The organism is Effusibacillus consociatus, from assembly GCF_042652925.1.
Lineage (GTDB): Bacteria > Bacillota > Bacilli > Tumebacillales > Effusibacillaceae > Effusibacillus > Effusibacillus consociatus.
Window position 1 is genome coordinate 1 of record NZ_JBHSHC010000120.1, and the last position, 21903, is coordinate 21903.

The following is a 21903-nucleotide window of genomic DNA, read 5'->3' on the forward strand; positions in this document are numbered from 1 at the left end:
TTCGGTGCATTGTGATGCCCAACTCCAGAGAATGGCTGGTTAAGCAACAGTAAATTTAAACTGAGCCTTATTTTTTACCCAAAATCCGTCCGGATGCAGTTGTCATCAGTGAAGGATTACCTGGGGAATTGACAATTGGGGAACTCGAAAAACGAATCTATGAGCTGGTGCCTGAGACGGAAATTATCGTATATGGCGGGGATTTGGCTGCAGTTCGAGAACGCTTGCTTATCAGACCTGATTTTCTTAAAAAGATTCTTGCAGTCTGGTCTCCAAGCGGAGGGGTTGGGAAAACAGAGGTTGCAAAAAATCTGGCCTTGGCTGCAGGAACTTCCTTTCGGGTGACTCTGCTGGATGCCAATCTTTGCAATCCCGATATAGCACAGCATCTGGGACTAGGATATCAGAAGGGATATACCCTGTCGACCGCACTTGAGTTATGGGCCGAGAACCGATTAACTTCAAATACACTGGGCAAGATTCTTCTTCCGTATGAAAACATCCGGGTATTGGTTGGAAGTGAAGATGTGATTGAACAAAGTGACTATTCCCCGTGTTCTTCAGGGATCTGATCCGCATTCTATCACAATTTGCCGATTTTGTAATAGTCGATATGAATTCTGACATTACAAGTCCTGCCGGTTTAAGTGTCCTGCTTGCCTCTCACCGCATTGTCACACCATTTACTACGGCGTCCTCCACCCTCTCTCATTCGAAAGTCTATCTCGATCTTCTTCAGGAAAGTTATCAGATGAACTCGTTGAAATTCGATCCGATTTTGAATAGGGCGGGAGAAGGGGGGACCGTTTCGGAAGAAGATATTGAACTCTGCGTGAGGCGAAAGGTCATTGCGACCATCCCCTATGACAAAGATTATTTGCGTTCTGCTTCCAAAGGTACACCGCTGGTGCTTGGAAAATATTCCTCTTCACGAAAAATGTTTCGTACCTTTCGAGGAGTGGTTCACCAATTTGCTCGGGAGGATGGAGGCATATGAAACAGCTTGTCCGTGTTCATCTTCGCGAATTGAAACAGGAATTATATACTGCTCAATCGGATCGTACCAGGGACGCTTCTCGGAGTATGTCAAAATCGTGTTAATGGAGTTATCCAACTATACCGGGGGAATCGAGAGAAAGAAAGAAAAAACACCTTTGCTTCGACAGCGGGTAGCTCAAATCGTCGATGAACATAAGCTGTATCTGCCTGATATTCGCCGGGATCTGTTAATTGAATCCTATTGTGACGCTTTTATCGGTTATGGAATTCTGCATCCGTTTATTCTGGATCCGTCAATTTCGGATATCACGGTTCGAGGCCATAAGCGGATTCATTTAAAGAGAAGAGGCAAGTGGGAGCGAGTAGCCGGGATCGCTTTTGAGTCGAATCAGGAACTGCTCCACTATATAATGCAGAGATTTGGAGTGCTCGGAAGCAAACTAAACTATCAGCACCCATTTGCAGATGCCGCGGATCAAACCTGGAAACTGCGTTTAAATGCTTCAATCTCGGATATCAACCTGGACGGGCCTGCACTGACCATTCGAAAACACAGGGAGGAAAAGTTCTCCGTAGAAGATCTTCGAGAAATGGGCTCGTTTGACGAAAGAATTGAACAACTCATTCAATGTTATGTGCAGTCCCTGCACAATATTGGGTGGATTGGACCCGCGGGTTCCGGAAAAACCACGACATTTTCCGCTTTCGCCGAGCGGATACCGGAAGAATTTCAGACCGTCAGTTTTGAGGATACATCGGAGTTGAATATTCGAAGAAAAAATCATCTCTCCCACTTAACCCGTCCCGAAACGGGAGAAGGGGGAAATGCGATTACCATGGACATGCTGGCCAGAAATTTGCTCCGCGAATCCGGCGATATTCCACTTGTTGGAGAAATCAGGGACGGTGTCGCGTTAACATTGCTGAAGTTGTTTGGCATAGGCCATGATGGCGGACAGTTTACCATGCACGCCAACAACTGCATGGATGCTGTAAACAGGTATGCGGACCTTGCGATGGAGGCAGAATCACGGTATTCCTTGACCGAGCTGAGGGAACTTTTTTCGGAGTGGATCCATCTCTTTATTTCTATGCGAAAACGGAAAATTATGGCGATCTATGAAGTTCTGGGTTGGGGTTACAGGAAGAAAAAGGAAATCCCCCATCCTGTTTGCACTTTCAACGTAGAAGAGGAAACAAGGGATACTGTGAAAGGTTCATGGCAGTTGCATCGTCCCAGTCAGAGGTTCTATGACAGGTGCAGGTGGCACGGTGTCGTTCTCCCGAATTTTTTGGAGGAGCTAAGGACATGAATGCTGCGTTTCAAATGATTCAATGGTTGCTTGTTAGCTTCACTCTTTATCTCGTTATCAAATGGATTGGCAACAAAGTCGCACATCCAGAACCGGTGGATCGAAGGTCGAATCAGTTTCCCGCCTATTATTATTCAGCAAGAATCCCAGTCACGATCGAAACATTTGTCTCACTATCCTTGTGCACAGTTGTGCTGGTCGCGGCCATCGCCTCCCGACTGTTTGGTCACTGGGTTTTAGGGGGACTCACGGGGCTGATTCACCTCGGACTGATTGTTCAGTTCGTCTGGAGCAGAAGTGTGAAGGAAAACCAAGAGATCGATATGGAACTGCCTTACTTTCTCGGTTTGATTCGAAATGCCTTCTTGGCTACGAACGGAAATGAGCGATTTGCCCTGCAGTATGCGGTCGACCATACGTCCATGTCCGCACTTCGGAACCCAATAGTATGGCATCTGTTGGATTCCGTTGTACAAGAGCATTACAGCGGAGGTTCATTTGTACAAGATTTGGATCGTTTGTCGGATCAAGCCAGGGATCGGTTTCGTTTGGCGGAGATGAGAAAGGTCGCAACTGCCGGAAGCGTTTACGCTCTATACGGGGTCATTGGGGTAAATCTTCTATTGCTTGTGACCCTATGTGTTGTTTATACCATCTATTTAGGGTATCAGATGTTTTTGACCCAGCAAGTGCTTTCCGAAGTGGCACGCCGAGGGATCTTATTGATGGAGATGGCCGGTGGCATGACTCCCGAGATTCAGAACACAATTTCACAAGATCTGAGCCGATGGGGACTCCAGCGAACTCAAATCATCGGTACGCCAGCACCTGTCTCATTTCGGGGGGATCTTCAGTTACGCTTGATGTATCGGTATGAATTTTTAAATACGAAGATTCTCCCCTTGAAGGTTGAGATTCCATTAGGCGGAGTCCGCAGTTCTATCAGTTTGAAGAACCCGAGGTGAGAAACGTGATCCGGAGACTTCTAGAGGAAGAACGCGGGGCTTACGCCGTACCTGCCATATATGTCACCGTAAGTTTATTATCCCTGTTACTGGTTCTATATCTCATTTCCCGCTATTGGATCGGAGTTTTGCAAGAAGATATCCAAACAAAACTCGATATGAGCAATTTCGCATGTTACCCGAATTTGAACATCGAGAATCTGGCGAATACTGCATCGATTGCATTAGAAGAGGTTGAAGCAAGAAAAACATTTGAACTCATGCTTGCCAGACAACTCGAAGTGGATGAGCGGATCATGCGGCCCCAATCGAATAGTCCGATCCAACAGCTCCATATTGATACATTTCGAATTTACCGAAGCAATGAAGTTCCGGTTACTCTATCTGGAGGCCGTAGAATACTTCACTCCCCGGCGATCGAATCCCAAATTACCGTACTTGTGCGGATCCCCTTCACCGATCGCACAATTCCCTTCACCTTTCGCTCCGTAACAGATCTTCCTAAAACCCCGTAATGTACCCTGATTGCCCCCTGTACGTTACGGGGGCTCCTCAATTTGAAAGACTTTCTTGTCGAGCAAATAAACTCTATAAATCAAGGAGGTATTTCCTTGGAAGAAACCCTTTCGACGATTCTAAATGAGATGAGCAGCGGATTTGATCAAGTTCATACACGATTTGACACCTTGGAAAAACAAATGGACGAGCTTGAACAGCGTCTTGATAACTTAGAACATCGGATCCATCATTTCGATCTGTATATTGAAAAATTAGAGACCAAGCTGGTTTCCACGACTCGAATGGTTGCAGAAATTGCAGAGGAACTGACAGGAGTAAAATCAATGGTTCGGTCTGACGGCTTCGATACGAACGCGATAAAAAAAGTCGTATCCGCTTAAGGCTTCCTCTGGGGGGGCGGTCTGGCTTTGGCACGAGCTTTGCTCCGGTCGAAGCCTTTTTTATGCTCTGTTTTTTCATGCATGGCAAGAAATTGGTATAATAAGGGGGACTTTGGAAAGGACGAGTATAATGCCGAAACAACGCATGACTAAACAACCTCAAAACAAAACATCAGTTCCCTCGACCATTCGCCTTCAGGTGGGTCAAGTAGTAACGATGGACGTGAACCGATTAGGGATCAATGGAGAGGGAATCGGTTATGTAGAGCGACAGGTCGTTTTTGTCGATGGTGCGTTACCTGGGGAAAAAGTGACCGCCAGAATCACCCACGTAGAACCAAAGTTCGCTCGAGCGAAACTTCTTCGAATCGTGAAGGAGTCCGAGCAGCGAGTAAAACCGCCTTGTCCTGTTTACGAACATTGCGGGGGGTGTTCGCTTCAGCATTTGGATTATCAAGCACAGTTGGAATGGAAACGAGAATTGGTGAGAGAGTCATTTGCCCGTTATACCGGGCGAAGCGACCTTCCGATTCAACCCACGATTGGGATGGATCATCCTTGGGAGTATCGAAATAAAGCTCAATTACCGGTTGCGCTTGTTGGAGGAAAAGTATTGGCGGGACTCTATGCACCAGGATCCCACAAGTTGGTCGATACATCTGCTTGCGCAATTCAGCATCCTACCACGAATGAGATTATGCGGGTAGTTCGCGATACATTGGAGGAATTGAAGATTCCCATTTATCACGAAAAAAAGCATTCCGGTATTGTTCGTACCATAGTGCCAAGAATAGGGTTCGAGACAGGAGAAGTGCAGCTTACTCTGGTCACCAGAACTGAGGAACTGCCCAAGAAGAAGGAATTGGTTGAAAGACTTCGTGACCGTCTGCCGTACCTGACAAGCATTATGCAAAATATCAATCCTGCTAAGACATCACTTATTTTCGGGGACAAAACGATTCTCCTTTGGGGAAAGGAAAGAATTGAGGAGCGGCTGGGTGAAGTCAGGTTTGCATTGTCGCCGCGGGCGTTTTTTCAATTGAATCCGGAACAAACGGCGAAACTGTATAATCTGGTGGCGGAAGCAGCCTCTTTGACAGGTGAGGAAACGGTGGTCGATGCATATTGTGGAGTGGGAACGATTGGTTTATGGCTGGCTCCCAAAGCAAAGGAAGTGTTAGGAATTGATGTGATTCCGGAAGCAATTGAGGATGCACGGGAAAATGCGGTGCGATCCGGAATCCGGAATGCCCGCTTTGAGGTAGGCCTTGCGGAGAAGATTCTGGTCGATCGTCTGAAAAAAGGGTTTCGCCCGGATGTGGTCGTAGTGGACCCTCCGAGAACCGGCTGCGATCAGTCACTGCTGCGAGCCATGCTCAAAGCAAGTCCCGCACGCATTGTGTATGTTTCTTGCAATCCTTCTACACTGGCCAAAGACTGTAACATTCTACTGGAGAAATACGAAATTGAAAATATACAGCCGGTCGATCTGTTCCCCCAGACTGCTCATGTGGAGTGCTGTACATTACTCGTTAGGAAAGACAAATAATACTGACACTGAGAAGAGAATAGACACCACTCGGCCAGCGTGCGTCAAGTGACGAAGATGTTATAAAAGCGAGAAAATGTCTCAACCGGACCATTAAGGGATTTCAGTCAGTCAGTTGGATTTTTGTTTCTTAATTTCACCGCAACAAGCCAATACATTAGGTCGTCAACGAGGTCATCAAACGGTTGCGAAAAGGGATAATCAAATTCTAATGATTCGTCCCAGTTTTCTTGAAGTTCGATAGCACTTTCAACAAGGTTCTGAAGTGATTTCAAAGTTTTTGTTTTCAATTCTTCACTCACCTTATTTAAGTATTCTATACGTATAGATATTATATTGACGTATAGAAAGTATATTTCCAATAAATGCAAACTTGCTTGTCCAATCAATTTTTTTGAGGGCCACGTAGAAGGAAAGAAAATGAAAAGGCAGCCGATTATGGCTGCCAGATATCTTCGATTCTCAGCTGCAGGACTTTAGCTATTCGAAAGGCTACGTCAAGAGTCGGGATAACGGAACCAGTCGCTATCCGGCTCAGATGTGCTTCTCCCAAGCCAAGTTCCTTAGCGAAATCCTTTTGTTTTATTTTTCTTTCCTTTAGGATCAATTTGAGTCGACATTTCACTTCTTTTACCTTCAATCTGAACTGTGATTTTTTTATAATCTGTCCAAATTCCGTATGAGTAATCAATCGTTTGGCGGATGAGGGGAACTAAAAAGCCCCGGTTATCAGCCGGGGATGCCAGAACGAATGGTCTGAATGATTGATGCGCTCATACCCTTTGGTTCTCTCATGAAACATTGGCTCGCTCACACTCTTTGGTTCTCTCATGGTTCCTGGCTCATTAATCTTTCACTCAGGAAAATAATTGGGAGGCGCAATCAGATGTACATGTCCTAGGTGTTCAATCGCATACGGTTTTGGTGGTTGTTCACCATAACGATGTTTGTAAGCATATTCATGCCAATGCGACAAGAAAAGTTTGACAGCCCATCTCTGTGCCCGCTGGTCAATATGGGCAGGTGGCAGCCTGCCTTTGGAATACCACTTGAACGCTTCCGTATCGTTACGGATATTGAATTTTTTTAGCTTCTGTTTAGCTAATTCTGCGTAGTCTCCTGCTTCATTTTTCTGCTGTTCATACAGTTTCCGTTTTTTATAGAGATGTCCATAAATGTCTTTTGGGTTATTGCTCACCTTCACGAAACTCTGGCCAATGATCCACGAGAGTCTCTTTAACTTCGCATTCCAAGGACGCTTATGACCCGCCTTCCACTCCGTTGTCGGATCAAGACCGGCAAATCGCCAAATATGGCCCACCGTGGGTGCTTTTTCGATGTCGATATGAGCAAGGAGTCCGGCAGCGATTACAGGCCCAATTCCTGTTATTGATTTGCTCCAACGTCCAACTGCGTCTGCATTCGTATAGACATCCAGCATCTTTCTGATATTGTTCTCTAAATCCTTCATATTTTTGAACATCCATTCGATTACAGGGTTAGACTTTCCGGATTTAACAATTTCGCGCACTTGATTTGCTGCCCGTTTTCGATGTTCCTGAATCTGATAATAGCTATCCACTAAATATCTCAGATCACTTGGTGTCAGGGTCTGTGCGGCATCAAGTAAATCACGGTTTATCTTTTGGATTGGCTCAATCTTTTCCGCCCCTCGTATCCCTCTGTCAAAATCGAGGACCATTCCCCCCGCACCCTTCTTAAGTAAGATAGCAGCCACTCGCTTCTCCCATTATTTTTATTCCATTCCATTGCCTAAGGTTCCAAAGGGGAGAGTTAACAGTGAGCCGATTGGTTGCATAAGATATCTTACATAGACGGACTGGTGGCATGTCGGCCATAGTCTAGAACAATTATCGAACTATTTCATAACATAACAGTGAGATATGATAGCAAAAACTAACTGAATCAAGGATACATGAATTCTTTTCGTCTCAAAGGAAAAGTCGCTCAAAAATTTGAGCAACCGGCAGTGCAATCAGCTGATACGATCGTAATTTTTAATTGGGTGCTGTTTTATCATGTCGATAAACCTTGGATCAGGGATACTATACTCTTCAGGTAAAGCAGAGAGTATTTTTCCCCAAACCTCGGAATCAACTGGAACTTGTGAGGTCTCAACCGCTTGAAATGAAAACAGGGAATCGATAGAAAATTTACCATCCTTATTGTCAGTGTCCCGGGATTCCTTGCGTTCTTGGTTACTAGAATCTGACAAAGCATTTTCCCCCTTGGTGTGTTCAATTGTTTTTCCATAAACCGTCAGAGTTCTTTTCATCATAGTATCTAAAGACCACTGGATCTCTCCGCATTCTTTTGCGGTCTTCGCCAGAATTTCGCGGAGGGAAGCATCATTCAGAAGTCTTTTTAGATTTATATAGATTGAGTCACTCTGTCCTGCAGAGGAGATTAGACCAGTTTTTTCATGCAGGACCATTTCAGGGATGCCGCCAGCATCCGTAACTATAACCGGTGTTCCGGAGACTTGGGCCTCCATGACTGCATAAGGAAGATTATCCTGTATGCTGGGAAGAACAAAGATATCGGCTTGTTTTAACAACGCGGGAACATCATTTCGGTCTCCAAGAAAAAGCACATGATCATTTAGTTTCAAGGTGTTTCTCTGTAATTCCAATTCACTTCGTGACGGACCATCCCCTATCAACCAACAAACCCATTCATTTTCCTCAACCTTCAATCTTGCCAGGGCATTCAACAGATCTGTGTGTCCTTTGACAGGGGAAAGTCGGGCAACACAAGCAATGATTTTCTTTTTTGAACCTGTCTGTATGTCTGCAGATTTCTCCATCTTTTTTTTAAAAGAGTGTATGTTGATGCCATATGGAATCACAATCAGGTGGTCAGACGATAGGCCGCAGTCTGAAACCAACTGATTTTTAAGCCAGTTTGAAGGTACGATGGCAATGCGACTCGACCTTGTGCCCAAATATTCCTGCAAAATACTGTACTGCCAAGTTATATCGCCTACTTGTTTGATCATTCCGTATAAGAGAAATTCTTTTGTAAAACACCCATGAATAGTAGCAACCAGAGGAATATGTTTTGGTTTGACACGTGACAGAGCTAATGTGGCAACAATATCCTGGGTATGAATGAGATCATAATTGTGCAGCTTGCAAAAAGCGGCAGCAAGTTCAAAGCTGTAGCGTTCCATTTCCATTTGCTTAATCCAGGGATCAAGTTCCGGATAATACTGATTGTGAAAATTGCCCATTTTTTCAGAGACTACATCCCAAATTTGTTGTTTTTCGATAAATCGATTCAGATTTGGCATGTGATAGTGCAGATAACTTGGATGATGCCCGAATACGTCCACTTCATGCCCCAAACGTTCCAATTCTTCCTTAAGCTGATATACGTATCCGGATAAGCCACCTGTATGAGGAAGAGTCCAATAGGTCGCCAACAATATTTTCATGTCAAGCTTCCTCCTTTTGCAGAGGAGCTGACGATAGTTTGTAAAATTTGTTGTAGATATTCAATGTGTTTTCAATCATTTTTGTTAAAGACCATTGTTTCTCTCCAAACAGTTTTGCATTTTTTGCAAGAGTCTTACGCAGCAGTTCATCATCAAGTACCTTAATCAGATTTCGGTATAAGGGTTCGCTTTGTCCAACAGGAGAGAGCAAACCCGTTTTGCCATGGGCAACCACTTCGGTTATTCCTCCGGCTTCCGTTGCAAGAATGGGTTTACCGGCAATTTGAGCCTCAATAACCGCATAACTTAAACTTTCCTGCAGACTTGACAGAACGAAAATATCGGCCTCATTCAATAAAGAGGGAACATCGTCCCGATTTCCAAGAAAGATTACATTGTCAGAAATCTTTAGATGTCGGCTTAATTCCTCCAACTCGGTCCGTAACGGTCCGTCACCTATTAACCAGCACACCCAATCATTTCTTTCTTTTTTAAGTTTCCCAAGTGCCTCCAACAAGTAAATATGACCCTTTTCGGGGGACAGTCTGGCAGTGCAAGCAATGATATATTTGTCCGGGGGATTCAACATGCTCTCCGTATTTTTCATTCTGTTTCGAAACAATTCCGTATCCATGCCATTATAGACTACTGTCAAATGATGATCGGGAATACCGAACTTTCTTTTTAAATAATTTTTGAACCAAACTGAAGGCACAATGGTAATATTACTGGATGTGATACCGTAATATTCTTGAGCAATACCGTAATGGTAGGACAACGTATTTTTGCCCCGTATCATGTGTTTATCCATGTATTCATCCAGCAGACATCCATGTATAGTGGCGATTAGCGGTGTGTTCCCCGGTTTTACTCGGGATAGAGCTGTCGTGGCGATTATATCTTGTGTATGAATTAAGTCATATTTGCGCAAATTAAAATAACTTGAAGCCAGTTCCAAACTGTAACGTTCGATCTCTCTTTCGTTGATCCACGGATCCATGTCAGATATCTGCCGTAAAAAAAAGCTGGTTATCTTCGGCCTAACCACACCTCTTACTATTGTTGCTTCAAGGATATCCCCTTGATTTAGAATGTAGTAATTTTCAGAGTGTGGATCACGCGCCAAAATATCTGCTTCGTGCCCCGAACGTCTAAGCCCCCGTGTTAACTGTTCAACATAGTTCCAAAGCCCTCCGACAGAGGGGAGGAGAAAAGAGCTGGCTATTAAAATTTTCAACTTTTACACCCCTTCCCGTTGGCCAAAATGGACTTTCATACAGCAGCAAATTTTTTGATTTATTATATTCAACGGGGTTTTAAGGGGACTAGGCTACTAACTCCATAGGCGATTAAACGCTCGTATCCTTTGGTACTCTCATTAGAATTCTGGCTAACGGCCGGACCTTACTTTAAATTATTCACGGAGGTTTTTTGTGTGACCTCGCAAGGAGTTTTGCACAATTCGTCGAAATCCGACAGGAATATCATCAGCAATAAGCGAACTAATGAGTAAGGGGGAGCAATACCTGAATTGCAATCGAATGACCATATTATCTTGAAATAATCGAATTGATCCTATAAACTGGCTGTATATACAATCATATGGCAAGCGAAGAATGATCACTTGTATTTGGGCACTTGGGTGATCTGGAGCAACTAGTGCAACCGGCCAGTTCATAGGAATTCTGTGAATTGGCTTTTTGATTTTGAATAAGCAGCGGCAGGCGAGGTGCGGCATGCAGCAGGAATCCATACCGAAGGATTTAAAACCGACATTATTATTTGCTATGTTGTATAATGAAACACTTGAATTAGCTGTTCAGCCTATCGTAAATCTTCACACAGGCAAAGTGGAGGCCGTTGAAATATTAAGCCGTGCTCCCGGAGGCGTGCTCTTTCCTGACGAGATGTTTCGGTTGGCCCGCCAGTACGGGGTACTGCAACAACTCACCTTGTTATCCTGCAAGAAGCTTATTCAAAGCGTCGAGATTTTGAAGCCGTTTATCCCAAAAGGGATCTTCTTCAATATGGAAGCGGATGTCTCTATCGAAACGCTGGAGCAGGCAGTCAAATTATTGGATTCCATAGGAGAAGCCCAAGTAGTCTTGGAAGTTACCGAGCATATGCCTTCAGGTTTTGCGTGGCGTTCGTTTGCAGATAAGGAAGGTTTTGCGATTGCCATGGATGATTTGGGAAAAGGCAATTCGAATATGGTGGAATTGATGATCATGAAGCCTCATTTTGTAAAGATTTGCATGGAAATTGTAGTCAATCTTCACAAAACCGGAACAAAGATCATTATGATTGAAAACTTTAAGAAAATCGGTGATGATTTGAATATGCAGGTGATTGCAGAAGGAATCGAAACCCCGGAGGATTTGAAAAAACTGCGTGAGATGGGAATTGAATATGGGCAGGGTTATTATTTTTCCCGTCCTTGCGCCATTGATAAAGTTCCTGTTGAAGACTGGAAAAGAGGATTCGGGCACAAAATCGTTTAGAAGTGATTGCTAACTTTTGAAAAAGGATACCCCGGGTGTCCTTTTTCTTTTATACTGGTAGAGGTGAATAAATTTTGATGCAACTCTAGCGAATCTTTATAATAGAAGCTAGGTAAATAAACAGGGAGTGGGGTCGAACATGGAACAGTTTAAAGAAAGCATGCTTAAGCTCATTATTGATACTTCTACGAACTTGCCGACCGATGTCAGACAAATGATTGCTGCTGCTCGCGTGCGGGAGGAAATGGGGACTCGGTCTGCCCTGGCTCTTTCTACCATTGCGAAAAACATCAAAATGGCGGAGGAAGAGGAAGGCCCGATTTGTCAGGATACCGGTATGCCGACATTCCATATTCACTGTCCGGTTGGAGCCAATCAAATCGAGATGAAAAAAGCAATTCTTCAAGCGATAGCGGAAGCGACCAAGCTCGGGAAGCTGCGTCCCAACTCGGTGGATTCGTTAACAGGCAAAAATTCTGGCGATAATCTGGGACCGGGTACGCCTGTAATTCATTTTGAACAATGGGAAAAGGATTACATTGATGTGCGTTTGATTCTTAAAGGCGGAGGTTGTGAGAACAAAAACATCCAATACTCCTTGCCTTGTGAACTCGAAGGTTTAGGAAAAGCCGGACGGGATCTGGACGGTATTCGAAAATGCATTATGCACGCTGTTTATCAGGCTCAAGGACAGGGTTGTTCTGCCGGTTTTATCGGAGTAGGCATTGGCGGTGACCGTACATCCGGATATGCACTCGCGAAAGAACAATTATTCCGTAAAGTGAATGATGTAAACCCTAACGAGGATCTTCGCAAGCTGGAAGAATACGTGATGGAAAATGCAAACAAGCTGTCCATCGGAACTATGGGATTTGGCGGAAACGTATCCCTTTTAGGCTGCAAAGTAGGTGTTATGAACCGTCTTCCAGCCTCATTCTTTGTTTCTGTAGCGTATAACTGTTGGGCGTTCAGACGTCAAGGGGTTGTGATTAACCCAACTACAGGGGCAATCGAGAACTGGATCTATAAGGAGGATCTGGCTGAAGAGACTGTTGTGGAAGAAGTGGCCGCTTCCAACGAGAGCCGTCAAGTGGTTCTTCAGGCACCAATTACGGAAGAACAAATTCGCAGTCTCAAAGTCGGAGATGTGGTGATTATCAACGGTGCGATGCACACTGGTCGGGATGCATTCCATAAGTACATGATGGATCATGATTCTCCGGTGGATTTAAACGGCGGTATCATCTATCACTGCGGTCCCGTTATGCTCAAAGATGAGAATGGAAAATGGCATGTTAAAGCAGCAGGGCCTACGACATCCATTCGGGAAGAGCCTTACCAAGCGGATATTATTAAGAAATTTGGACTCCGGGCTGTTATCGGAAAAGGCGGTATGGGAGCCAAGACATTGGCCGGACTGAAAGAACATGGTGCCGTTTACCTGAATGCGATTGGCGGAGCTGCCCAATATTATGCAAAATGTGTAAAAGACGTCGAGGGTGTTCACTTCTTGGAAGAATTCGGTATACCGGAAGCAATGTGGCATTTGCAGGTAGAAGGATTCGCTGCGATTGTGACCATGGATTCCCACGGGAATTCTCTGCATGCTGATGTAGAGGAAGAATCTCTGAAAAAGCTGTCTGATTTTAAAGAACCGGTTTTTGTGTAACTTTTATTATTGGGTCCCCGCCGAAGCACTCGGTGATTCTTCGAAGGATTCGCGTCACTTCGGTGGGTGCCATTGGAGTTGTAGAAATGCGAAAAGTAGGTACTCTCACAAGTGCACTCACCCTGATAGTTCTGGGAACACTCTTGTTGATTGACCAGGTTGCACATCTGGCCATTGTTTCCCAGATCCTGCCTTTCTGGCCGGTGGTGATTTTAGGGTTGGGAGCGGAACTTTTGTGGAGTCTATATTGTGTTAAAAAACAAAAGATCTATGAAGATATTCGAGTCGACGCCCGGAGTATAGCACTTCTGTGTCTCGTTGGTATCTTTTCGATCGCACTGTATTCCCAGCAAAGTATGGGGATGGTGCAATCGAGCCTCCTGAATGTTCGTGATGCATTGTCTGACAAGACGATTGAGCTGCCAGAGGCCTCATTTGATGCCAAAGATGTCCAGCGCCTCGAGATCTATAGCCGAACAGGAACAATTAAGGTCAACAAGTCAAACGACCCAAAGATTGTGATCAAGACAAAAGTGCATGTCCGCAATCTCAATTCCCAGCAGGCAAGTGAAGAAGCCAAGCACGGGACGCCGCGCATAGCTCAAGGATCGACTTTCCGTATAGAAGTTGACCCTTCACTGGCTGTGACTTCGAAAATTACAGGGGTAGATCTGGAGGTTCTGGTTCCATCCAAGCTTGCGCTCCAAGTCCTGTCTCATACGGGGAATGTTTCCGTTCTTGAGCATGTCGGGGATTTGGTAGTGAGTACCGAATCGGGCAAAGTGGAAGTGGATAAGATCAAAGGGAAGACTACGATTGCAGATGATAACGGTGAAATCGTAGTCCGCAATATAGAAGGAGATCTTGAAATCAAGACCAAAGCCGGTACCCTTGAGGTTGCAAGAGTCACGGGAAATGCGGTGCTTGAAAATACGTTTGGCCAAATCCGGGCCGCCCATATCGGAGGTGCTCTGCGAATTATCTCAAAAAATGGGCGGATTGAACTTGATTCAGTTGCCGGGGATGTGGACGCACGGATCGAAAACGGTCCCATTCAGGCAACACATCTGAAAAAAGCGGTAACCTTAACATCCGGTACAGGCGGTATAACACTCGAAAGTGAAGTTGGAGGCGCCTGGATGTTAAATTCGGCCCGCGGGATGGTGTCCATTCGCGTTCCCGAACAAGCGGACATTGATTTTGTAGGGGAATCCAGCAGGGGACTTGTGAAAGGGCCCACCAAGACCTCTCCCTCCACCAGTGGATCAAAAGTCACAGAGAAAATGGGAAAAGGCACCTATCCTGTCCTGGTTCGTACCGAAGACGGAGCTATCACTTTAAATACCAACTTATAAAAAAGCACTACTAAAAAAAGCACGGGGCGTACCCCGTGCTTTATTTGATGGCATCCATCACTTCATCTGCCATCTTGGCCATCGTGCTGTTGTCGATGCCTGGAACGTTCATATCCATGGTGTCGTCCACCATGTTATTCATCTTCCGGTTCATCATGTTTCCCACAGGGTTAGTTCGCCTCATCATCTCCCAGGTTGCAATGCCGATTCCGGCACCGATCAACATGGCGGTGGCTGTATTCAGACCGCGGTTCCGACGACCAGGCAGCATTCGGTTCGCTGCCGGGATCAGATTCGAGACCATCTCCCACATAAAAACACCTCCCTCAACATAAGTTTGTCCAACATCAGCAGGTTACATGTCAGGAGGGAAGTGGAAAGGCAGCCTTAATAACTGATTAAAGCCGCCATTAAAAGTCCTGTGGAAATACTTAGCCTGGAAGCGAAAATTCCAACGGACACGTTGCCTTTTGGGATTTCGGAAACAACGCGAAACGGGGTTGCAAGTTCAAACAAATAAAACACAAGAACTTGGAATACCGTTCCGATAATTCCCCAGATTACCAGATCCATCAGGTTTACCGAGTGGAAAATTGCGGAGGCCAAAACGATTGATAATCCGATGATTTTACCCCCGAGATCGTGGGCAGCAGCTTTGGCGGCGGCCATTTTCTGAGGATCGGTTGTCTCCGCACCATCGCGAATCAACTTATATTCTTTGTACGGGGTGGTGATCATAAATATAAAGATTCCAAACGCCAAAATGGGCAGGGTAACACCTAAATAAGTCAGGAAATTTAAGATGTTCGGCAATTGAGAGGACATCAGTTCAGTCTCCTTTCAGAGTGGACCCGTCGTGGCGGGGCAGATCGTAAATTTGTATGCCAACCGGCAAGAAGTAGGACATATTTCCGGTGATGGGGCCGCCTGCTCGAGCGACAATCGCGGAAGGGTGTCCGCCGATCAGAAAGGAACCCCAGAGCAATTTGCCAGGAAATGGACCCCGCAGAGTTTCAACTTCAATTTCTTCCAACTCAACAAACTTCTGATAAATCATCGGCTGCTCCCAATAAAATGATTCCGTATCCTGATCAATCGGCTCCCCGGTTGGATGGTGGAGGGTAACTCCGCCGCCTTCCCGTCCAAAAATGGGTTTGCTGACATAAGGCGAATTCCCGAGAAACCGGTTTTCGAGATAAGTGGGCAGCATGTGAGCATCGATGATTTGATGTTCTTGCTCCGTGAAAAACTCACCCGCTTCGTGCAAATTCCAGATCAGCGCTTGCAGAGCTTTGGTTTGTGCTATAAATGCAGACGGTGGGTTAATGATCGCCAATTTTTGTCTTGCGATCAGGTCTAATACATGAGCACCTGTAGGATATCCGTCGACGTCTTTTTCTTCTGCCAGTTTCTCGAGTGCGTGCAGGCGGTACAGAACATCAATCGGATAATGTTGACCATGTACAAGAGCATGTAATTGATCCTGATACATCCGAAGATCGCCAAGAGGAATAAACGGTCCGTGAAAGCCCGACTGATCTGCCAGATAGCGGGTGGTTCCCGCGTCTTCTTCATGCCAATCCAATGCACTGAAAACAATTTTCTCCGTCTGAAAACCGAGTTCCTTGTATTTCCTGATGATTTTTTCGAAAGCTTCCCGGAGATGGCGATTCATACCGTTGTTTGGGTCTCTCGCTCCAAAGAAGTCACAAACCCGGCCGTTTACATGAAAAGCCTCCACAATACCTGTTGGTGTATCACTATTAAATTCAAGCATCTTGAGACCGTGTGGCGTACGGGCAAAATCAAAACGACCAATCACCGTTGGAATATCGGTGACCGATAAGCGAACTGCTCCTAAAGCTTCCTGAGGAATACCCAATTCGAGCAGAAGTTCATCGCCGGCTTGTTGAATTACGGAAACCACTCGTGTAAACACACGCCCAAGCTGCTCGGTGGCACGGGCGATGTCCAAACGGAATTCTTCGGTGATGAGGTGGAGAGACGCTAGTGCATATTCTTCCCCGTACATATGATCCCAGGTAAATACACCTTCGTTCCGGATAGGAGTATAAATTTGGTCACGCCGATTTGAGTAGGAGGCAGCCATAATTTAGCTTGTACTGGATCCGCCGGAGCTTCCGATTCCGCCTTTTGAACCGGAGGCCGGGGTACCATTTGGAATTCCGGCAGAGTTCGATGAGCCCGAGGACGAAGGATTCGTATAGGAAGAACCGGATGATACTCCACTGGATGAGGTGGACACACCGGAATGCATTTTTTTAAAGTATTTCTTGCCATTTTTATAGAAATAGGAGCTTCCTACGCGACTTCCATCATCATCACAATATCCGTCATTATTTTCGTCCAAGCAGTCATCGTCTTGTACGGTTGTATTGCCGGCGGGTTGAGCTGAGGAACAACCGGCTGTCAGGGACAATGCGGCGGCAGTGAACAATCCCACCAAGCGGTTTGTTTTGTTTGACATAGAGGTCACCTCCTAAGCTGTCGGTTTTGCATAGATTACATATACCTTACGATCTTCATCCACTTCAGTTGAGGTTTTCAACCATTCTTTCCCGTACAGATAGAGAAAATCGCTTTGCAGATGCAGCAAGGCGTCGTCATCATCCCGAAATTCGTACGTATGAATCACAGGATAGAAGCTGGTTCCTTCCCTGAACTCCCGTACTTCCATCCGGATGCCTCCCCAACGCGGAGCGGATAATACACCGGGATCCACAACCTGTTCGTCTTCGTCCGGTCTCACGTAAATTACATAATTGGGCAGCTCGATGGCACATGACGCTTTTTCAAAGACAATCTTGTCTTTTACGAAATAGTCACAAGCAAATCGCAAGGAAATCTCGTCTTTATCAATCATGTCATAGTAGTACAGAACAGGGAACCCGCGAGCTTCATCAAGCAAGCGATACTCTAATCTTGCCATTCTCGTTCCTCCCCATTGTCGGATACAACAAGTATTACGGGTGAAAGATCAAAAAGTTTCACTGGAATTGTATTACAATCATAACAAAGGTGAGTCTGGGAGTCTCTTGGAAGTTAATGATAATTTTCCGAAAGGTGTTAAGGATCTTAGACTCGAAGGTTCTGCCGGTATCTTCAGCAGTAAGACAGCGATGATCGATTTGGTGAGTAAATGGAAAACGAACCGTCTTAGGAGGTCTTTTTTGTTATAATATAGGTATGGGAGAGTGATCCGGATGGAAGAAATTAAAGCATTACTGGAGGCTATGGAAAGTCGCATAAATCAAAGGTTGGATAGCATGGAAAGTTGGTTGGATAAAATTGAGGGTAAGTTAAACGATTTTCAATCCAGTACCAAGAGTCGATTCGACACATTAGATACGAAACTTGGTCGGGTTGAAACGGCTGTTGCGGAAGTAAAAGAGACTGTTACACGAATTGAAACAGAACATGCCATGTTGGAGAAGCGTATTAAGTCGCACAGCCGACAAATTGGAGAATTGCGTACTGACGTTGATACTTTATTGCCCAACTCAACAGTAACAAAACGGGTTTAGGGTGCCGGTTTCGGTTGCCTGACTCCCAACAAAAAAACCTTTTGGAAGTTTCAATATTTTGGCCATCCGGTCACTTCCTTCAGCAACCACGTGAACAACCCGCCTGTATTTTCCGATGCAAACCAATTTTCTTTTTCCCCAAGCCAATACCTCACCAATTCATACCCGTTGATCAAGTGAATCTCTATTTGATTTTCCCTCTTGATCTCGTTTGCGTATTGCTGGGCTCCCGTTGTGAAGTTACTGGTGGTAATCACGTAGCCGCCCTTAGCTCTTTGTTTCATGATTTGTGAGTGAATAATGGAGATTGGTTCGTAATCAACATTCTCTCCGGGGGCTTTGCATTTGACCTGCCCCAGGTATAAACCGTGTCTTCCGCGATCGTGTAAGATGTCAACGCCAAAATCTCCTGAGCGTTGAGTAGTCGTGGCATTTCCTCCAAGACAATTTTCCATAACCCCCGCGGCAAATTCCTCAAATTCATAAGGAATGTCTTTAAATCGGTAATGTAACCCATAAGCAAGGGTCAGACGCATCTCGTCCGTAATGGCTGCTGCACCATTTTCCTTCGAACTGCTGTCTGTGAAAAACAAGCGCGTTTTCCTCCTCGACTTTATATCTCTCCAATTGGTTTTAGAATCCCTTATTAAGCAATATTATCCAAAACATATCCCCTTCAAACCGGTCTTACTGCTGGAATATACCGGAAGCGTAAGGTAAAATGAAAATTGTTTACATAGAACAAACGAAGAGGGGTTAAATGAAATGGTCGATCCACGGCTCACAAAATTGGCTGATGTGCTGGTAAATTACTCCACACGGGTACAAAAGGGCGAAAATGTGTTGATTGAGGCATTTGGGATTGACACACCGCTCGTGAAAGAGCTTGTAAAAGCGGTACATAAAGCGGGGGGACACCCGTTTGTCAATCTGCGTGACCACTCCGTGATCCGCCAGCTTTTACTGGAAGCAACGGAAGAGCAAATCAAGACCTGGGCAGAATTTGATCTGTTTCAAATGGAAAAGATGCAAGCATATATAGGGGTGCGTGGTGGGCAGAATATCTCTGAACTCTCAGATGTACCCGATGAGAAAACGAAGATGTACTCTTCACTTTACAGTCATGTGGTACATAGTTCAACCCGCGTGAAAAAGACGAAATGGGTGGTCCTTCGCTATCCGAATCCGTCGATGGCCCAGCTCGCGAATATGAGCACGGAAGCATTCGAAAACTTTTATTTCGATGTATGCACTTTCGATTATGCAAAAATGTCCAAGGCGATGGATCCGTTGAAGGAACTGATGGACAACACGGATCGTGTAAAGATTGCAGGGCCCGGAACTGAACTCCATTTCTCCATAAAAGGAATCGGATCTGTCAAATGCGACGGTGAATATAATATTCCGGATGGAGAGGTGTTTACCGCACCGGTTCGCGATTCGGTCAACGGCGTGATCACATACAACACACCCACTCCGTATCAAGGGTTTACATTTGAGAATGTCCGCCTGGAGTTCAAGGATGGCAAAATCGTGAATGCAACGGCCAATGATACGGAACGGATCAATAAAATCTTCGATACGGATGAAGGGGCTCGTTACATTGGGGAGTTTGCGATCGGCTTCAATCCATTTATCCGTGAACCAATGAAAGACATCCTGTTCGATGAGAAGATTGCGGGGAGTTTCCACTTCACTCCCGGTCAATGCTACGATGACGCCTACAATGGCAACAAGTCCGCCATTCATTGGGACATGGTCATGATTCAGCGTCCCGAATACGGTGGAGGCGAAATCTGGTTCGATGACAAACTGATACGCAAGGACGGCCGATTCGTATTGCCGGAATTGGAGGCATTAAATCCGGAAAATTTGAAGTGAGTGAGCGAACCAGACCGGGTAATTGAACCAAACGGAGGTTATGGGGACGATGGCTTCAACTCATGAAATTATAGAACAGACGGAAAAATATGGGGCGCGCAATTACTATCCTCTACCGATAGTAATCTCGAAAGCGGAAGGGATCTGGGTGGAAGATCCCGAAGGCAATCGTTATATGGACATGTTGAGTGCGTATTCCGCATTGAATCAGGGGCACCGTCATCCAAGAATCATTCAAGCGTTAAAAGATCAAGCGGATCGGGTAACTTTAACATCGCGTGCGTTTCATAACGATCAAATGCACCTGTTTTATGAAAAATTGGCACGGATGACCGGCAAGAATATGATCCTGCTGATGAACACCGGGGCGGAAGCGGTTGAGACAGCCATTAAAGCAGCGCGCCGCTGGGCGTACGATGTCAAACAAGTGCCTGATAACCAAGCTGAAATTATCGTTTGTACCGGAAACTTTCATGGGCGTACCACCACAATCATTTCGTTTTCATCAGACGAAGAATACAAGCGCGGGTTTGGACCATTGACACCCGGATTCAAGATCATTCCTTATGGGGACGTTGAAGCATTAAAACAAGCGATCACGCCGAATACGGCCGCTTTCATGCTTGAACCCATTCAGGGAGAAGCGGGCATCATCATCCCGCCCGAAGGGTACTTGCGGAAAGCGTATGAGGTGTGCAAACAAAATCAGGTGCTGTTTCTAGCCGACGAGATCCAGACCGGACTTGGCCGGACAGGTAAACTTTTTGCGTGCGACTGGGAAGAGGTTAAGCCTGATATGTATATCCTTGGGAAGGCACTGGGCGGCGGGGTAATGCCGGTATCCGCAGTTGCCTCCGATCCTGAGATTCTTGGCGTGTTTGATCCTGGATCCCACGGATCCACGTTCGGCGGAAATCCTCTTGCTTGTGCGGTTGCCAACGCTTCATTGGACGTGATTGTCGATGAAAATTTGGTGCAGCAGTCCCTCGAACTGGGTCAATACTTCTTGGAAACACTACAAGGAATACGGAACCCGGTTATCAAAGAAATTCGCAGTCGCGGTTTGTTTATCGGGGTGGAACTGAATACGAAAGCAAGACCTTATTGTGAACGGCTGAAAGAAATGGGACTCCTCTGCAAAGAAACGCATGAGACGACGATCCGATTCGCTCCTCCACTGGTGATTCAAAAGCCGGATCTCGACTGGGCATTGGAACGAATTCGACAAGTCCTATCCTAAACAAGAAGACTTAACATTAGAAGAAGACTTAACATTTGTAATCGAACCGTAACTTTTATCTGACAAGTCCAACCGGTATACTGAAATTGAAATCGACATTGGAAGGGACAACACGAGGTGTTTCCATGACCGGATGGAGTGCTTTTTGGGATTCGTTCTTTTATTGGTTCGCAACGTTAAAATGGCCTGTTCTGATTGGGACCCTTTTGCTATTTTTGGGGTGGTCCTTTTTGAAAGAGAAATCATGAACGTGATGTTCAGGTTCCACATACATTAATGGGTAGGCGCCCGGTTCCCGGGCGAAAGGGCGCGTATTGGAGGGAACCGTATGGACAGATACTTTTTGCTCTATCAAATACCATTCCTGCCGGAACTGCGCGAGGAGACAGTCCCGCCATTCCCCGTGAGTCATGATTCCCCAGAGTTTCGGGAGAATTCACATGTGTCAGATTCTGAAACGGATCTTATTGCAATGCCCGGCACTCGCTATGGGCTGTGGTGGTAGGAAACTCGTCTTTGCAAGCCCCTTT

25 protein-coding genes and 1 riboswitch are annotated in these 21903 nt (G+C 45.5%); of the genes, 14 read left to right on the forward strand and 11 right to left on the reverse strand.

What is annotated here, in order from left to right; translation table 11 throughout:
• Positions 1–128: 128 nt before the first annotated feature.
• The 7 genes from ACFO8Q_RS17905 to rlmD all read left to right on the forward strand — a co-directional run bounded on the left by ACFO8Q_RS17905 (position 129) and on the right by rlmD (position 5725).
• Positions 129–572 carry a P-loop NTPase gene (locus ACFO8Q_RS17905; protein ID WP_380027512.1) on the forward strand — a complete coding sequence of 148 codons (444 nt, stop codon included), beginning with the start codon at positions 129–131 and terminating at the stop codon, positions 570–572.
• Positions 554–997 carry a hypothetical protein gene (locus tag ACFO8Q_RS17910; RefSeq protein WP_380027514.1) on the forward strand — a complete coding sequence of 148 codons (444 nt, stop codon included), beginning with the start codon at positions 554–556 and terminating at the stop codon, positions 995–997. Before ACFO8Q_RS17905 ends, ACFO8Q_RS17910 begins: the two co-directional genes overlap by 19 nt.
• Complete coding sequence (locus tag ACFO8Q_RS17915; protein WP_380027516.1) at positions 984–2312, forward strand: ATPase, T2SS/T4P/T4SS family; 1329 nt, start codon at positions 984–986, stop codon at positions 2310–2312. The genes ACFO8Q_RS17910 and ACFO8Q_RS17915 overlap by 14 nt, the downstream gene beginning before the upstream one ends.
• The gene (locus ACFO8Q_RS17920; protein ID WP_380027518.1) at positions 2309–3277 is read left to right on the forward strand and encodes a hypothetical protein; all 969 of its coding nucleotides are present in this window, start codon (positions 2309–2311) and stop codon (positions 3275–3277) included. Before ACFO8Q_RS17915 ends, ACFO8Q_RS17920 begins: the two co-directional genes overlap by 4 nt.
• Before the next feature lie 5 nt (positions 3278–3282).
• Complete coding sequence (locus tag ACFO8Q_RS17925) at positions 3283–3792, forward strand: hypothetical protein (protein WP_380027520.1); 510 nt, start codon at positions 3283–3285, stop codon at positions 3790–3792.
• Between the two features lie 96 nt (positions 3793–3888).
• Entirely contained in the window at positions 3889–4176 is a 288-nt protein-coding gene (locus ACFO8Q_RS17930; protein ID WP_380027522.1) for a hypothetical protein, read from the forward strand.
• Between the two features lie 130 nt (positions 4177–4306).
• Positions 4307–5725 (forward strand): 23S rRNA (uracil(1939)-C(5))-methyltransferase RlmD, encoded by a 1419-nt coding sequence (rlmD, locus tag ACFO8Q_RS17935; RefSeq protein ID WP_380027525.1) that lies wholly within the window; start codon positions 4307–4309, stop codon positions 5723–5725.
• A gap of 107 nt (positions 5726–5832) precedes the next feature.
• Here rlmD and ACFO8Q_RS17940 read toward each other — a convergent pair whose 3' ends face one another.
• The 5 genes from ACFO8Q_RS17940 to ACFO8Q_RS17960 form a co-directional block, all read right to left on the reverse strand.
• Entirely contained in the window at positions 5833–6015 is a 183-nt protein-coding gene (locus ACFO8Q_RS17940) for a hypothetical protein (protein WP_380027528.1), read from the reverse strand.
• Positions 6016–6161: 146 nt separating this feature from the next.
• Entirely contained in the window at positions 6162–6350 is a 189-nt protein-coding gene (locus tag ACFO8Q_RS17945; RefSeq protein ID WP_380027530.1) for a helix-turn-helix transcriptional regulator, read from the reverse strand.
• Positions 6351–6578: 228 nt separating this feature from the next.
• Positions 6579–7463 (reverse strand): TIGR-Tas system RNA-guided endonuclease, encoded by an 885-nt coding sequence (gene tas, locus ACFO8Q_RS17950; RefSeq protein ID WP_380027532.1) that lies wholly within the window; start codon positions 7461–7463, stop codon positions 6579–6581.
• Between the two features lie 258 nt (positions 7464–7721).
• Positions 7722–9182, reverse strand: coding sequence for a glycosyltransferase family 4 protein (locus tag ACFO8Q_RS17955; protein ID WP_380027534.1), 1461 nt, complete (start codon positions 9180–9182; stop codon positions 7722–7724).
• A gap of 1 nt (position 9183) precedes the next feature.
• Positions 9184–10419 (reverse strand): glycosyltransferase family 4 protein, encoded by a 1236-nt coding sequence (locus tag ACFO8Q_RS17960; protein ID WP_380027536.1) that lies wholly within the window; start codon positions 10417–10419, stop codon positions 9184–9186.
• A gap of 358 nt (positions 10420–10777) precedes the next feature.
• Positions 10778–10862, forward strand: a riboswitch (cyclic di-GMP riboswitch).
• Between the two features lie 56 nt (positions 10863–10918).
• Here ACFO8Q_RS17960 and ACFO8Q_RS17965 point away from each other — a divergent pair.
• The 3 genes from ACFO8Q_RS17965 (at position 10919) to ACFO8Q_RS17975 (ending at position 14707) form a co-directional block, all read left to right on the forward strand.
• Entirely contained in the window at positions 10919–11683 is a 765-nt protein-coding gene (locus tag ACFO8Q_RS17965; protein ID WP_380027538.1) for an EAL domain-containing protein, read from the forward strand.
• A gap of 139 nt (positions 11684–11822) precedes the next feature.
• Positions 11823–13352: a fumarate hydratase gene (locus ACFO8Q_RS17970; protein WP_380027540.1), complete on the forward strand. Its 1530-nt coding sequence runs from the start codon at positions 11823–11825 to the stop codon at positions 13350–13352.
• Positions 13353–13438: 86 nt separating this feature from the next.
• Positions 13439–14707: a DUF4097 family beta strand repeat-containing protein gene (locus ACFO8Q_RS17975; protein WP_380027542.1), complete on the forward strand. Its 1269-nt coding sequence runs from the start codon at positions 13439–13441 to the stop codon at positions 14705–14707.
• A gap of 40 nt (positions 14708–14747) precedes the next feature.
• On the opposite strand, the gene ACFO8Q_RS17980 is transcribed toward ACFO8Q_RS17975, so the two are convergent.
• The 5 genes from ACFO8Q_RS17980 to ACFO8Q_RS18000 all read right to left on the reverse strand — a co-directional run bounded on the left by ACFO8Q_RS17980 (position 14748) and on the right by ACFO8Q_RS18000 (position 17657).
• Entirely contained in the window at positions 14748–15020 is a 273-nt protein-coding gene (locus ACFO8Q_RS17980; protein WP_380027544.1) for a hypothetical protein, read from the reverse strand.
• 74 nt (positions 15021–15094) lie between these two features.
• Positions 15095–15532, reverse strand: coding sequence for a DUF350 domain-containing protein (locus tag ACFO8Q_RS17985; RefSeq protein ID WP_380027546.1), 438 nt, complete (start codon positions 15530–15532; stop codon positions 15095–15097).
• A 4-nt stretch (positions 15533–15536) separates the two neighbouring features.
• The gene (locus ACFO8Q_RS17990) at positions 15537–16817 is read right to left on the reverse strand and encodes a glutathionylspermidine synthase family protein (protein ID WP_380027548.1); all 1281 of its coding nucleotides are present in this window, start codon (positions 16815–16817) and stop codon (positions 15537–15539) included.
• A gap of 3 nt (positions 16818–16820) precedes the next feature.
• Complete coding sequence (locus ACFO8Q_RS17995; protein WP_380027550.1) at positions 16821–17195, reverse strand: hypothetical protein; 375 nt, start codon at positions 17193–17195, stop codon at positions 16821–16823.
• A gap of 12 nt (positions 17196–17207) precedes the next feature.
• Complete coding sequence (locus ACFO8Q_RS18000) at positions 17208–17657, reverse strand: hypothetical protein (protein WP_380027552.1); 450 nt, start codon at positions 17655–17657, stop codon at positions 17208–17210.
• Positions 17658–17931: 274 nt separating this feature from the next.
• Between ACFO8Q_RS18000 and ACFO8Q_RS18005 the strand changes: the two genes are divergently transcribed.
• Positions 17932–18252 carry a hypothetical protein gene (locus ACFO8Q_RS18005; protein ID WP_380027554.1) on the forward strand — a complete coding sequence of 107 codons (321 nt, stop codon included), beginning with the start codon at positions 17932–17934 and terminating at the stop codon, positions 18250–18252.
• Between the two features lie 50 nt (positions 18253–18302).
• Here ACFO8Q_RS18005 and ACFO8Q_RS18010 read toward each other — a convergent pair whose 3' ends face one another.
• Positions 18303–18845, reverse strand: coding sequence for a restriction endonuclease (locus tag ACFO8Q_RS18010; protein WP_380027556.1), 543 nt, complete (start codon positions 18843–18845; stop codon positions 18303–18305).
• A 172-nt stretch (positions 18846–19017) separates the two neighbouring features.
• On the opposite strand from ACFO8Q_RS18010, the gene ACFO8Q_RS18015 reads away from it, so the two are divergent.
• The 3 genes from ACFO8Q_RS18015 to ACFO8Q_RS18025 all read left to right on the forward strand — a co-directional run bounded on the left by ACFO8Q_RS18015 (position 19018) and on the right by ACFO8Q_RS18025 (position 21878).
• Positions 19018–20133, forward strand: coding sequence for an aminopeptidase (locus tag ACFO8Q_RS18015; RefSeq protein WP_380027558.1), 1116 nt, complete (start codon positions 19018–19020; stop codon positions 20131–20133).
• A 49-nt stretch (positions 20134–20182) separates the two neighbouring features.
• On the forward strand, positions 20183–21373 hold the full coding sequence (locus ACFO8Q_RS18020) for an ornithine--oxo-acid transaminase (RefSeq protein WP_380027560.1): 1191 nt from the start codon (positions 20183–20185) through the stop codon (positions 21371–21373).
• A 328-nt stretch (positions 21374–21701) separates the two neighbouring features.
• On the forward strand, positions 21702–21878 hold the full coding sequence (locus ACFO8Q_RS18025) for a hypothetical protein (RefSeq protein ID WP_380027562.1): 177 nt from the start codon (positions 21702–21704) through the stop codon (positions 21876–21878).
• Positions 21879–21903: the final 25 nt, after the last annotated feature.